The organism is Streptomyces xanthochromogenes (genome assembly GCF_014650455.1).
GTDB lineage: Bacteria > Actinomycetota > Actinomycetes > Streptomycetales > Streptomycetaceae > Streptomyces > Streptomyces xanthochromogenes.
On sequence record NZ_BMUZ01000003.1, the window covers coordinates 353,336 to 366,528 of the forward strand.

General features: G+C 68.9%; 10 protein-coding genes. 3 read left to right on the forward strand and 7 right to left on the reverse strand.

Annotated elements, in window-relative coordinates:
• The first annotated feature begins 10 nt into the window (after nucleotides 1-10).
• On the forward strand, nucleotides 11-3,115 hold the full coding sequence (locus IE267_RS40105) for an Ig domain-containing protein (RefSeq protein WP_189762738.1): 3,105 nt from the start codon (nucleotides 11-13) through the stop codon (nucleotides 3,113-3,115).
• Nucleotides 3,116-3,212: 97 nt separating this feature from the next.
• Here the strand turns inward: IE267_RS40105 and IE267_RS08915 are convergent, their stop codons facing one another.
• The 3 genes from IE267_RS08915 to IE267_RS08925 form a co-directional block, all read right to left on the reverse strand.
• A complete protein-coding gene (locus tag IE267_RS08915) occupies nucleotides 3,213-3,860 on the reverse strand; it encodes a dihydrofolate reductase family protein (RefSeq protein ID WP_189762739.1) in 648 nt (215 codons plus the stop codon).
• Nucleotides 3,861-4,015: 155 nt separating this feature from the next.
• A complete protein-coding gene (locus IE267_RS08920; RefSeq protein WP_189762740.1) occupies nucleotides 4,016-5,281 on the reverse strand; it encodes an FAD-dependent oxidoreductase in 1,266 nt (421 codons plus the stop codon).
• Between the two features lie 261 nt (nucleotides 5,282-5,542).
• Complete coding sequence (locus tag IE267_RS08925; RefSeq protein ID WP_189762741.1) at nucleotides 5,543-6,418, reverse strand: LysR family transcriptional regulator; 876 nt, start codon at nucleotides 6,416-6,418, stop codon at nucleotides 5,543-5,545.
• Nucleotides 6,419-6,488: 70 nt separating this feature from the next.
• On the opposite strand from IE267_RS08925, the gene IE267_RS08930 reads away from it, so the two are divergent.
• A complete protein-coding gene (locus IE267_RS08930; RefSeq protein ID WP_189762742.1) occupies nucleotides 6,489-6,857 on the forward strand; it encodes a nuclear transport factor 2 family protein in 369 nt (122 codons plus the stop codon).
• A gap of 277 nt (nucleotides 6,858-7,134) precedes the next feature.
• Nucleotides 7,135-8,163: a C40 family peptidase gene (locus tag IE267_RS08935; RefSeq protein ID WP_189762743.1), complete on the forward strand. Its 1,029-nt coding sequence runs from the start codon at nucleotides 7,135-7,137 to the stop codon at nucleotides 8,161-8,163.
• An 80-nt stretch (nucleotides 8,164-8,243) separates the two neighbouring features.
• Here IE267_RS08935 and IE267_RS08940 read toward each other — a convergent pair whose 3' ends face one another.
• From IE267_RS08940 to IE267_RS08955, 4 genes are all read right to left on the reverse strand, one after another.
• A complete protein-coding gene (locus tag IE267_RS08940; protein ID WP_229860885.1) occupies nucleotides 8,244-9,251 on the reverse strand; it encodes a 1-acyl-sn-glycerol-3-phosphate acyltransferase in 1,008 nt (335 codons plus the stop codon).
• A 44-nt stretch (nucleotides 9,252-9,295) separates the two neighbouring features.
• The gene (locus IE267_RS08945) at nucleotides 9,296-10,306 is read right to left on the reverse strand and encodes a patatin-like phospholipase family protein (protein WP_189762744.1); all 1,011 of its coding nucleotides are present in this window, start codon (nucleotides 10,304-10,306) and stop codon (nucleotides 9,296-9,298) included.
• Between the two features lie 163 nt (nucleotides 10,307-10,469).
• On the reverse strand, nucleotides 10,470-11,015 hold the full coding sequence (locus IE267_RS08950) for a ferritin-like domain-containing protein (RefSeq protein WP_161253871.1): 546 nt from the start codon (nucleotides 11,013-11,015) through the stop codon (nucleotides 10,470-10,472).
• 666 nt (nucleotides 11,016-11,681) lie between these two features.
• Nucleotides 11,682-12,968 (reverse strand): hypothetical protein, encoded by a 1,287-nt coding sequence (locus tag IE267_RS08955; protein WP_240361785.1) that lies wholly within the window; start codon nucleotides 12,966-12,968, stop codon nucleotides 11,682-11,684.
• Nucleotides 12,969-13,193 lie beyond the last annotated feature (225 nt).

Sequence of the window (13,193 nt, forward strand, 5' to 3'; positions counted from 1 at the left end):
GAGACACACAGTGATAAGACGTGCAGCACGATGGGCTGTTGCCGGGGCAGCCGCGTTCGCGTTATCGATATCCACGCAGGCATCGGCGGCGCCCGCTTTCGCGGACACGCCTCCGCAGCTGGATCTCAAGGTCCTCCTGATCGGCGGCAGCCCGGGCGATCCGACCACACTCGCGTGGCAGAACGCGTTGGACACCGAAGGGGTCGCCTACAGCGTGGTGAGCGCCAACGGCGACGTGGGGAGCGAAACGGTCTCGCTGCCCACCCTGTCCAGTGGCACGCACGGCTACTACAACGGCGTGGTGTTCGCGGATTCGCCGGCCTGGTTCAGCTCGGGTCAGCTGACGGCCCTGGACGGCTACGAAGCGAGCTTCGGTGTCCGCCAGGTCGACGGATACGTATATCCCTCGGCCTCGGTAGGACTGACCCCCGTCGGCTCGGGCGCGATGAGCGGTACCGCGCAGTTGACGTCGTCCGGCCTGACGGCGCTGCCGCAGTTGAAGGGGCCGGTCCCGTTCGAGGCCGGGTCTTACGGCTATCCGGCCGCCCCGGTCAGCGGTGCGCCCGTCACCCCCTGGCTGCAGAACGCGGCAGGTCAGACGCTGGCCGCCGTCTACCAGCATCCGACCACGGACGCCCAGTCCGGCGTCGCCGAGCTGGCGCTCGCCTTCAACTACAACGCCACCCAGTTGCCGTGGCTGCTCCTGGCCCCCGGGCTGATCAACTGGGTTACGCAGAACACCCACTTGGGCCTGTACCGGAACTACTTCGGCCAGGATGTCGACGACGTGTTCATCGCCGACAACGAGTGGAGCAACAAGCACCAGTGCACCCCGGCGGCGACCGACCCGAACGACGTGCTGTGCCCGCCGGGCGTGGGCGGCAACGCGGCCGACGCTCCGCCCGACACCCAGATGAGCGCCGCGGACGTGGACTACGTGGCCAACTGGGAGAAGCAGACGGGGATCAAGCTGGAGCTCGCGTTCAACGCGATCGGCGCGTGCACCACGCCCACGGCGGCTGACGCCTCGAACGCCAACTGCTCGGGCAGCACCGCCGTGAACGGCACCACCTACACCGACCCGGGACAGACGGTCGACCCTGCCTACCCCAACGACGCGGCCTTCGTGAACGAACTCCTCAAGCAGCAGGCGTCGTTCAACTGGATCAACCACACCTGGTCCCACATGTTCCTCGGCTGCACGGTCGCGGCCCCGCAGCCCGCGGACGTCCCGGTCCCGGGAACGGGCGGCTCACTCACCTCGGGCGGATACAGCTACGAGGTCACCGCCGCCACCGCCTACGGCGAATCGGAGCCGTCGACTCCGCAGCAGATCACCGTCGCGGCGAACGGATCGGTCGCGCTGTCCTGGCCGGACGCCCCCAACGGCGGCGGCCCGAGCCTGGCACAGCTGGAGTCGCGGTACTCCGGTGGTACCGGCTTCTGGGGCTACAACGTCTACCGCGCCCCCGCGGGATCGACCGGCTTCGGTCTGGTCGGCCAGGTGAAGGAGGACCCGGCCGGCGCGGCCACGTCCTACTCCTTCACCGACACCGGAGCCACGAGCCCGGGCGGCGGCCCCGGCAGCACCGCCACCTACCCGACCGCGACCGACCCGGGTATCGGGTGCGCGAACGCCGCCGGCTGGGTGCCCGCCGTCGGCACCACGGCCGACTCCAGCATCGAGCAGGAGATCGGGCTGAACGACGCCTTCGCCGCCAACAACGGCCTGACCGGCTTCTCCCCCCACTCCGTCGTCACCGGCGAGCACTCCGGCCTGGAGAACCCCAACATGCCGAAGGCCTTCGCCGATACCGGTGTCGGCGTCTTCGGCGCCGATGCCTCACGCCAGCCCCAGTCGTACACGATCGACGGCACCAGCTCGGGCGGGACCGCCAACAGCGCGGCCTCGGCGCCCCGTTACCCCAGCAACATCTACTACAACGCGGCGAACTGGGCCGACGAGCTGAACGAGTACAACACCGCCTACGTCGCTTCCGGCTCCTCGATCGGCGACGGCCAGTATCCGGCCGAGACCGGCAAGTGCTCCGACACGCCGTCGACCACCTGCACCACGACTCCCGCCACCGAGGCCTCCGTGCTCGCCTCCGAGTCCCGGATCATGCTCGGCCACGTGCTGGCCGACGACCCGCGGATGAACTATGCCCACCAGTCCAACCTGATCGGACCGGCCTCCAAGACCGTGGGCGGCGTCACCTCCGACTACGGCTACACGCTGCTTACGCTGCTGAGCAACATGCAGGCACAGTACGGCAGTTGGTCCACCGCACCGCTGGTCCAGATGACCGATGCCACGCAGTCCCAGGTGCTGGCCGAGTCCGCGGCCTGGACCACCGCGAAGAAGGCCGCCACCGTCACGGCCTCGGTCCAGAACGGCTCCGTAGTGATCAGCAACGCCGGCGGCTCCGCGGTGTCGGTGCCGGTCACCGTCCCCGCGGGCAGCACGGTCAACGGAGCGGACTTCGGCGAGTCCTACGGCGGCACCCGATCGGCCTGGACGCCGGTCGGCGCCGGGAGTTCGGTCACGGTCACCGTCCCCGCCGACGGCAACACCCCCGGCACCGCACCCGTGATCACCAGCCCGGCCACCGCGTCCGCCAAGGTGGGCACCGCGTTCAGCGCCACCGTCACCACCACCGGCACCCCCGTTCCCACACTCACGGAGACCGGAGCTCTGCCGTCCGGGCTCACCTTCAAGGACAACGGCAACGGGACCGCCACGGTGTCCGGCACCCCTGGCGCCGGGAGCGGCGGCAGCTATCCGCTGACCATCAACGCTGCCAACAGCGCGGGCAAGGCCACCAGCGCGCTGACGCTCACCGTCACCGAGTCGCCCGCCTTCACGAGCAAGTCCAGCGCCGTCGCCACATTCCTGACCCCGTTCACCTTCAAGGTGACCACTACCGGCAGCCCGGCCGCGACCCTCACGGAGAGCGGCGCCCTGCCTGCGGGCTTCAAGTTCACCCCCGCGAGCAATGGAACGGCGACCATCACCGGCACCACCCTGGTTCCCGGCACCTTCCACCTCACACTCACCGCCAAGAACTCGGCGGGCACCACCACCCAGCCCTTCACACTCACCGTGAACCTGTAGGGCCGCCCCGCCGATACAGCACGGTCCGCCGCGCGGGTGCGCGACGGACCGTGCTGTTCGGCCGCCCTCGATAAAGGCACTTCGTGGTGCGAGCGTGTTACTTGCGCCAGAACAGGTGGTGCGTCACCCCGCTCGGGCTGGGCACGACCTCCAGGTGGAAGCGGTCGAGCAACTCATCGGGCGCGTCCCAGAGGCGCAGTCCGGAACCGAGCTTCACGGGTGTCACCACCACGTGCATGGTGTCGACGAGGTCGGCGTCGAGGAACTGCCGGACGGTGGAGACTCCGCCGCCGAGCCGGACGTCCTTGCCCTGAGCCGCCTCCCGCGCCTGTTCGAGGATCGTTGCCGGGTCACCGGAGACGAAGTGGAACGTGGTGTCGGAGAGTGTGAGCGACGGACGCTCGTGGTGAGTCATGACGAACACCGGAGTGTGGAACGGAGGCTCGTCGCCCCACCAGCCGCGCCACTCGTGGTTCTGCCAGGGCCCGCGCTGGGGCCCGAACTTGTTGCGGCCCATGATCTCGGCGCCGATGTTGCGGGGGTAGTCCCGCGTCAGATAGTCGTCGAGGCCCCGGCTGCCCCCGCCGTCGGTACGCATGGGCCAGCTGGCCGTGGCACCGGCCCACGTGAACAGCTTCGAGGGATCGATGCCAGGGCCGAACGGGTTCTCAAGGGTCTGGTCCTCACCTGCACCGATGCCTTCACTTGAGACGGTGAAGTTCTGGACTCTCAACAACTGGGCCATCTGTTTCCTCCTGCGTGGGCGGTGATGACGAGATGACTCCCGGGGCCGCGCAAACTCATCGCCGAGTCCGCGACTGGCCAGGATTGTGGCACCGCGGTCATGCCGGAGGCCGCATTTCCTGGTCTCGGCCCAGTCGGTCCCAGCTGTTCGGACATCTATTTCTGCCCGATTCGCTGTCGGCCCGTTCGCCGGGAGGCGGCCACGACGGGAAAGGCGTACTCCCTCATGCGGAGCTCATAGACACGCACGGCATCCACGAGCGGCAACTCGGAGTCCGCGGCTTCGGTCAGGGTGCGTGTCAGCTCGGCGGCATCGCGGATCGCGGTGTTCGCGCCCATCGCCAGCACCGGGCTCATGGCATGGATGGCGTCACCGAGGAGGGTGACGGGGCCCGCCTCCCAGGGCGGAACGGGCCGTGCCGTGGAAATCCGCAAGGGGAAGAGCGAGTCGGGGTCCCACCGCTCCAGAAGACGGTGCACATCGGGGTGCCAGTCGTCGCCCACCAGACGTCCGGCCAGTTCTCGCAGGGCAGCACCGCCCAGACCCCGTAGCGTCGGGAAGGAGGGCATGTCGGGGTGGTCCGCCGGCGCTCCTACCAGGCAGGCGATGTAGTCGCCGACGGAGTCGAGCGGGACGGCCGGCGTGTGTGCCGGACCGGCCAGGCCCGGCGAGTGCGCGAACCGCACGGGCCCGAAGCCCACATGCGGGTTCCCCTGCCCGCCGGTCACCACGGTGAAGATGCTGTCGAACACCCACGGTGGCAGTGCGGCCGTGCTCCCGTTGGCTTCGGGACCCCGCGCACGCGACTCGGTCGCTACCGACGGCGTGTCCAGCGAGATCTTCCCGTAGATCAGGCGCAGCCCTGCGTCCTCCACCACAGCCTGTGGGAGCAGCAGTTCACGCACCTTCGAACCGACCCCGTCCGCGCCGACCAGGAGATCGGCACTCGCCTCGTGGCCGTCGGCGAACCGTGCGATGACCGTCCCGTCCCGTTTTCTCTCCCAGCTCAGCAGTTCCGCGCCGCAGTGCACGGTGTCCGCCAGGCCGAAGAGCAGGATCTGGCGCAGAGTCGGGCGGTTGAACGCGTACGAGCGGTGGGGGCGCGCCGTACCGTCGGACGCGTTGGAACTCGGCCCGGTGGGCCGGTCGGTGAGCACGCCGAGGTGTCGGTCGCGGACGGAGACGCGAGCGGGCGGCGCGGCCGCGGTGGCGAGGCCCAGCCGGAAGAGGTGCTCCGGCAGGCAGCTTTCCAGGCCCGCGAGCCCCGGCTCGTCGAGTTGCACGCGGTAGCCCTGCGGTCGGGCGTCCGGGTGTGGGTCCCGCTCGTACACGGCCACGTCGAAGCCGCGGGCGCGCAGACCGTGGGCGAGGGTGAGGCCGCCGAGTCCGGCGCCGACGATGATGACACGGTGTTGGTGCACAGTCTTCTGCCTTCGTTGTGGTCACGAAGGAAGCACTGGGTTCCGCGAAGGGAACAAACACCGGGAGGGCGCCGCTCAGAAACACCATTCAGGAGCGATTTTTTGCGCGTTCCATTGAATCTGAAGACACCGTAGCAGTGAGCCTCCCTGTGTCGGCCGGCGGATGCCCGCCGATGCGGCGTCGGCGTAGCGGATCAGATCCGATCGGTTCCAACTGGGGCGCGGGTCCGAGCAGTTGGTCGTGACGCGACGCGTGCGTTCCTAGTCGGGCCGCAACGCCGCGAGGAGCTTGCTGCGCAGGAGTTGTACCGCTGGGAAGTGCTGGCCCCGGCGGGCGATGAGTCCGAGCCGGGCGTGGGTGGCGGCGTCAGCGAGCGGGATGCTCCGCAGACCGGTGCCCTGCGTGGAGGACGAGCTGAGAACGGCGACACCGGCACCGCGTTCGGCGAGGTGGAGCAGGGTGGCCGGGGAGCTGGCGTCGATGTCCACGCGCGGGTCGAGGCCGATTCTGCGACAGGAGTCCTCGTAGGCGGACCGGATGCCGGTGCCGGAGGACAGAGAGAGGATCTTGTGACCTCGTAGGTCGGCGAGGCGCAGTTCCGCCCGGTCGAGGGGGTGGCCGACCGGGACGAGGGTGGTGATCGGCTCGTCGAGGACGACGCTCACCTCAAGACCCGGGGCGACGTCGCCCGCGTAGCCGATCAGGGCCAGATCGAGGGAGCTGGAGAGCACCCGGGTCTGGAGCTCGTCGGAGTGGTCCTCGTGGAGGCTGAGCTCGATACCGGGGTGGGTGCGGCCGAGGTCGGCGACGGTGTCGAGGAACGGCGAGATCGAGCAGCCCATGATCATTCCGAGCCTGATCCTGCCGCGGACGGCGTTGCCGAACTCGGCGGCGGTGTGCTGGATGGCTTCGAGGGTGGCGAGGGCGTTCTTCGCGAGGGGCAGTACGGCCTCGCCTGCTGGGGTGAGGCGGATTCGACGGCCGGAGCGGTCGAGGAGCTGTTGCCCCAACTCGGCCTCCAGCTTGGCCACTTGGGTGCTGATACCGGACTGGCTGACGTGCAGGCGCTGGGCGGCGGCGGTGAAGGTGCCCTCGTCCATGATCGCGGCGAAGTAGCGCAGCTGATGTATCTCCATAACCAATAATGATAGGTGCCATATCAGGTATCTGTTGGACGGATGGATGCGGTGGCTGGAGGATGGACCCATGACCACGACGAAGAGTGCACGAGAGCTTGCCGAGGCCTATTTCACCGCCTGGGAGGCGGGCGACTTCGAGACCTTGCGGGGGGTGCTGGCCGAGGATGTCGACTTCGCCGGGACGCTCGGGACGGCGTCCGGGGTGGAGGAGGCGCTCGCCGGACTGAAGGGGCTCGGCCAGGTCCTGGAGAAGATCGACGTGAAGGTGCGAGTGGCGGACGGCGACGAGGCGATCACCTGGTTCGACCTGCACACAAGCGTCGCGCCGCCCACCCCCACGGCGAACTGGATGCACATCCGGGACGGGAAGGTCGCCCGGATCCGAGTGACCTTCGACCCTCGCGGACTGCTGGCGGGATTCGAGCGGCAGAACTGAACGACGGGACCTTCGGGACGCCATCGAGCGCCTCAACAGCACTTCTGTACAACGCCGTTGAGGCCCTGGCGATTGCGGGCGGTCACTACCCGTGCGGGCCGTGTGAGAATCGTGTCCGCCGTTCAAATTTTGCCCACAAAAAATTGAACAGATCACAACCTGGTCACTAAGGTCACGTCTCGAACCTTCGCGCGACCAGCCACCCAGCAGGGGTGTCGGCGAAGAGGCCGCCATGGCAGGGTAGTTCGGCGGCTCTGAGAAGAAGGAGCTGCCTCCCGTGGGGTCTCATCGCCGTCCCAGACAAGCCGGCCGCGCCCGTGTCACCGTTCTCACGGCGACGGCCGCCGCAGCCGTCGCGCTCAGTTCCCAGGTCGCCGAGGCCGCGCCTGCCAAACCGAGCAAGGACGAAGTGAAGTCGAAGGTCGACGAGCTCTACCACCAGGCGGAGAAGGCCACCGACGAATACAACGGGGCCAACGAGAAGCAGGCCGCTCTACAGAAGGAAGTGACCTCGCTCCAGGAGGAGGCGGCACGCCGACAGGCCGATCTCAACTCCCTGCGCACCAGCATCGGTTCACTCGCCAGTGCCCAGTACCGGACGGGCGGCATCGACCCGGCCGTCGCCCTCTTCCTCTCCGCCAACCCGGACACCTATCTCGACAAGGCGTCCTCGATGGACCAGTTGGGCGGCAGACAGGCGGAAGCACTGCGGACGCTGCAGGCCAAGCAGCGGGTCCTGGCGCAGAAGCGGGCCGAGGCCACCCGAAAGACGGCTGAACTCTCCGACGTCCGCAAGACGGTCGGCGAGCGGAAGAAGGCGTACCAGGGCAAGCTCGCCGAGGCCCAGAAGCTCCTCAACAGCCTCACCGCCGCCGAGCGCACCGAATTGCAGCAGGAGGAGAAGCGCGCCAGCCGCAGCGCCGGCGAGCGCGTCGACCTGGGCCAGGAGAAGCCCGCTTCCGGGCGCGGCTACGCCGCCTTGCAGGCCGCCGCTACGCAGATAGGCAAGCCGTACCAGTCCGGCCACGAGGGCCCCGACTCCTACGACTGCTCGGGCCTGACCCAGTGGGCCTTCGGCCAGGTGAACGTCCACATATCGCGCGTCACCTTCACACAGATCAACGAGGGCAGTTCGGTCGGCTTCAGTCAACTGGCCCCCGGCGACCTGGTCTTCTTCAACAACCTTCAGCACGTCGGGTTCTACGCGGGCAACGGCATGGTGCTGCACGCACCGAAGCCCGGAGCGTCGGTGCGTTACGAGAAGATGAGCTACCTGGGCAGCTTCTACGGAGCCCGGCGCATCTGACGCCTGCCCACCCCCTCGGCCGGAGCGGCCGAGGGGAGGCAGCCCCGTACTTCACGGCGCACTCTCTGTCGGACGCTCGGCTAGGGCACGGCGGGCGGAGCCGGAGCGGGTTCGTTCCACTCGTGGGCGATCCAGGCGTCCACGCGCGACCACTGGTCGGTGAGCCAGGACTCGCGGGCCGGCCGTTCCGCCGGTATCGCGTGGTCGGGCACGCTCCACCAAGTGGCTTTTACCGCCTCACGCAGAGGGATCGACTGCCACAGTCGGGTCGGCGAGTCGATGTGGTCGAGGCCCGTGTGCGCGACGAAGACGACAGCGGCCCCGGCGTCGCCCGCCCCGGACAGCGCCGCCAGCGAGCCCTCCATCCGCGGCGGCAGCACATGCTGCTGGCGCCGGGCACGAGCCGCTCGGCGGAACTGGCCGGTGCGGTTGAGCCAGCCGATGGCCCGCCGCCTGCGGCGCTCGGTGAAGTTGCCGCCCTCGGGGAACACCACCAGCGCGTCTCCCGGGTGCAACCCGGCCGCCAACGCTCCGATGGCGTCCGAGGTTCCCGCTTCCGCCCGACGCGGGACGAAGCAGTGCGGCAACCGGCTGAGCACGATGTCCAGGCACGGGTCCCAGCGGAGGAACTGCTTGAGGACCACCTGGGGGCGCAGTCCGGCCCCGCAGAGAAGGCCGTGCACCAACAGGATCGAGTCCCCGGGTCCGGCGTGACGCGCGAAGACCACTATGCCGTCGCGCGGCCGGTCCGTCATCGACGGGATCGGCGGGTCGACCTCCACCCGCAGCGAGAAGAGCTGACGCGAGCATGCGACCAGGAACGCCAACAGCCGCTCCAGTACACGGTAGTTGAGCGTTGTCAGCCGCTCGTCCCGCTCCCGGCCGCCACCCAGGCAGCGCAGCCGGACCACGCCTGCCGCGAGCACTCCGGCAAGGTCGGCTACGAGGTACATCAGGGCGTAGAGAGCCAGCCGTTGTGGCTGCCATCTGCGTCCGGAACGTCCGGCAAGCAGAGACAGCGGGGCGAGCACCACCGTCACGATCAGCAGGGCCGCGGCGACGGGAATCAGGATGACGAGCGCCGGCACGCTGACACATCGTCTGGCCACATCACGTGGGCCGACGGCGCCGCTCACGGGGCTTCGTCCGTACGCGGTACGACCAGGCCGCTTCCGGTCCCGCGCGATTCGTGCGTACGCGGTTCATCCACTCCGCTGCCGCCTCCGCGCGCTTCGTCCGTACGGGGCTTCCTCTCTGCGCCGGACTTGCCGGCGGCTTCCAAGTAGGCGGCCGTCGCTTCGTACGCCAAATCCATGCGCCGCCCGGAGAGGCCGAAGTCGCGGTGCCGGAACTTCCGGCCCGCGAGGTCCTCCCCCTTGCCGGACGCCGCCCCCGTGGGCAGCAGGTGCACCTCGACGCCTTCGGGCAGGTCGGTCATGTCCCGGGTGAAACGGTGGCGGCGGGCGATCTCGAAGGCCACGGAGGCCACCTCCCAGGGTGCCCGGGGAACTTGCAGCGGCTGCTCGATGCGCCCGACCTGCAGCACGTAGACGGTGCGGGCTCCGGCGGCGACGGCACGGCCCACGGGGATGCTGTTGATCAGACCGCCGTCGAAGAAGTGCTCGCCGTCGACTTCGAGCGGCGGCAACAGGCCGGGTACCGCGCACGAGGCCATCACCGCGGGAACCAGGGGACCCTGGGTGAACCAGTGCTCGGCGGCGCTCTCGATGCCGGCCGCGACGCACTGGAAGGGCACATCGAGGTCCTCGATGCGCCGCGCCGGAAGCCAGGTCTCCAGGAGCTCGCGCAGGGGTGCGGAGGAGTAGACGTGGGTCCGGTTGCGGGCGGCGAGCCGGAGGCGCTGGAGCACCGAGCCGGAGAAGACGCCCGAGCGCCCCAGGCTCCCCCACAGCTCACCCAATTGGGTCACGGCCCGCATCGTGGGCTCTGCCGCGATGGCCGCGCCGTTGATCGCGCCCACGGACGTCCCGACCACCAGGTCCGGGCGGATTCCGGCCTCGATCAGCGCCCTGAGCATCCCGACTTCGTAGGCGCCGAGCGCCCCGCCTCCGCCCAGGACGAATGCGCAGCGGTAGTCCGTGCCCGGTCCATCGTGTTGCCGTGTCGCGGCTTCGTCGCCCATACCCCGCACCTGCCCCGTCCCGGCCACCCCATCCACGTCCCGCCCGGGCCCGCCTGCGCGCGCTGCTACAGCAGCTCCGCCGGATGGGCGGGCTCGGCTGCGGGCGGACCCTCGACGTGCCCGCGGTGCTTCGGGGTACGACGACGGGTCCGCCCGGCGAGCATCAGGAGCGGCGGTCGCCGGGGATGCGCTCCAGGAGGCCGCGCAGGTCGTCCGCGTGCTCCTCCTCCTGTGCCAGCAGCTCCTCGAAGACCCGACGGGTGGTCACGTCCCCGTTGCCGAGCCACTGCACGATCTCGGTGTACGACGCCACGGCGACGCGCTCCGCGATCAGATCCTCCTTGATCATCTCGATCAGGTCGGTGCTGGCGTCGTACTCGGCGTGGGAACGCGAGGTGAGCGTGTCCGGGTTGAAGTCGGGTTCGCCGCCCAGTTGCACGATGCGCTCCGCGAGCTTGTCCGCGTGCTGCTGTTCCTCCTGCGCGTGCTCCAGGAACTCGGCGGCGACCGGCTCGGAGTAGAGCCCGGAGGCCGTGTAGTAGTGCCGCTTGTAGCGGAGGGTGCAGACGATTTCCGTGGCGAGCGCCTCGTTGAGCACGACCAGTACGCGTTCGAGGTCGGCCCCGTAGGCATCGGTCACAGGTCCCTGGTCGATCTGCTGACGCGCCCGGTCCCGGATCGTCTTGATGTCGGTCAGGAATTCGGCCATGGATACATCGCTCCCAGGTCTTCGGTGTCAGGTCGCCGAAGCGCGATTGCTTCTGCGAACCACTGCGCTGGAACTCATACCCACTTATTCCGATTCATCTCCGGGTCCGTTCGTGCCGGGGGCGGGCGGACCACAGGGCCGCGTGGCGTCCGAAAGGCAGACGTCCCCGGCGCTCGCGCGTATCCCGGGCGCAAGGTTCCAGGTCAGGTGCGGCGGGCGGACCACACGATGCGCTCGGCGCGGTCTCCGTCAGCGACCGCGCCGGGTCCAGCACGCCCCGGACACCTATCGGGCGCATGGCCCGCCACGCAAGGAACCACCCCTGCGGAGGCAGCGCTTCCGGTCGGCGTCCCGGAAGAGAACCGTTCAGGACCGGACGCAGTTCCCCTCCCCCAGGGTGCCTGCCTGATGGGTAGGCGACGAACCGGGTCGGGAACTCGTCGGCCACCGCCAACAGGCCCCGCATACGCATGAGTTGAGCTCGCTTCTGTCGTCGGGTCGAAGCGCGAACCACCTTGGCAGGCGTTCGCCGCATGAAGAGGGGGGACGTTCGGCCGCGGGCGGCGGTTTCCGAGGCCGGGCTCGGGGTGGAGACGCGCAGGGCCCCGCACGGAACCGGGTAGGCCGGGGTTCACGTGCGGAGCCGCGCTCACTCGGTGGGGATCGTCAGACTGCGGTCAGCGTGTACGTGCCGGTGCCGTCCTGCCTGCCGCTGGAGTACTGACGGATCAACTCACCGTCCGCGTACCGGTCGTGGCCCATCATGGAGCCGGTGTACTTGTTCTGCAGACCGATCTTCGTGCTGCCGGGCACGTCGCGGTAGATGTAGAACCGCTGGAGGTCGTCCTCCCCGCAGGTGGCCGTCGTCAGGTAGGCCTGCTCCAGGTTGGCGATGTCAGCCGGGATCGTCGCACAACCGCCGTTGCCCCAGTTCCACAGCGACGCTTCGATGACTCCGTTGTTCTCCGTCACATTGCACAGCCGCCAGTTGTCGAGGTGGGCGCTGAAGAAGTTCGATTCGCGCAGGCGGATGCCATCGTTGGCCAGGAGCGGTGCGCTCCAGTTCAACGGCTTGCCGGGAACGTCGATCCGGTAGACGGCGGATTGGCAGTTCAGGGCGGCGGCCCGCATGGCGGGCTTGGCCGCCTGGGCGGCCTTCATGCTCTGGACGGCCTTGGCCGCCGCGGCCGCGCTGTCGGCGTCGCGCTTGGCCTGGTCGGCCTTGGCCGAGGGGACGGGACCTGCCGGGTGCTTCGCTGCGGCGGCGGGGGATCCGCAGTCCAGCAGGCCCTGGGCCTTGGCCATGATGCTGTTGGCGGGGACCTTGTCCTCGCAGCGCACCGCGCCTTCTTCGAGCGTGGTGAAGGTGGTGTAGCTGCCGGTGTCGGGGCCCTCGGTCCACTTGAGGCCGCCCGCATTCGAGCGGTTGCAGTTGAGGCTGCCGTAGGTGCCGGTGACCTTCTTCGTCCCCTCGTACAGGCCGTAGTAGCCGGGCTGGAAGAAGTTCCACGAGATCGTCTTGTTGGTGCTGGACGTCTGGGTGTAGTTGACCTGGACATTCAGGCCCAGGCTTGCACCGACAGAGCCGAGGGTCTCGACGGCGAAGCTGCCCTGCACGGTGCCGTTGAGGCCGACGGAGACGGAGATGGTCTCCGTGGTGTTCGTGCTGACGCTCTGGTTGCCGGTCGAGCCCTGGGTGACGTACCAGCCCTTGAAGTGCGTGATGGTGGGGGTGACTTCGGCGGTCTTGATGATCGGGTGGCGGGTACCGAGATCGGCGGAGGTGCAGGCGTCGCCGGCCTTCGGCTGGCCCGCGGTTGTGGCGGGTTGCAGATGCCCTGCCGCGGCGGCGGGGCCGGCCACGGCAGTTATGGCGGCAAGCGTCGATGCGGCGGTCGCGGTGAGGGCGACCAGCCCTCTGGCCCAGCGGCCGGAAGATCTCAAGTGGCTCATCATGCCCTTTCCCTGGCCGGGCGTCATGTCGACCCCAAGCCGGAGCTCTGCCAGTTGTGTGGTGGTGACTGGTGGTCGATCAGTGCGAATTTAGCGTCGGCGGCGATGCGGTGACGATGACGGAATCAGCCGGTCCGAGGCGAAATGCATGTCCCTTGATGGGCTGTAGGGATGCCTTGACGTGCCCGTGATTCATCAGGATTTCATCCGCGGGACTAAGATCCC

Excerpts from the sequence above, each read along its gene's own strand:
- IE267_RS08915 (WP_189762739.1), bottom strand. The coding sequence starts at position 3,860 with ATGGCCCAGTTGTTGAGAGTCCAGAACTTCACCGTCTCAAGTGAAGGC.
- IE267_RS08930 (WP_189762742.1), top strand. The coding sequence starts at position 6,489 with ATGACCACGACGAAGAGTGCACGAGAGCTTGCCGAGGCCTATTTCACC.
- IE267_RS08925 (WP_189762741.1), bottom strand. The coding sequence starts at position 6,418 with ATGGAGATACATCAGCTGCGCTACTTCGCCGCGATCATGGACGAGGGC.
- IE267_RS08945 (WP_189762744.1), bottom strand. The coding sequence starts at position 10,306 with ATGGGCGACGAAGCCGCGACACGGCAACACGATGGACCGGGCACGGAC.
- IE267_RS08950 (WP_161253871.1), bottom strand. The coding sequence starts at position 11,015 with ATGGCCGAATTCCTGACCGACATCAAGACGATCCGGGACCGGGCGCGT.
- IE267_RS08955 (WP_240361785.1), bottom strand. The coding sequence starts at position 12,968 with ATGAGCCACTTGAGATCTTCCGGCCGCTGGGCCAGAGGGCTGGTCGCC.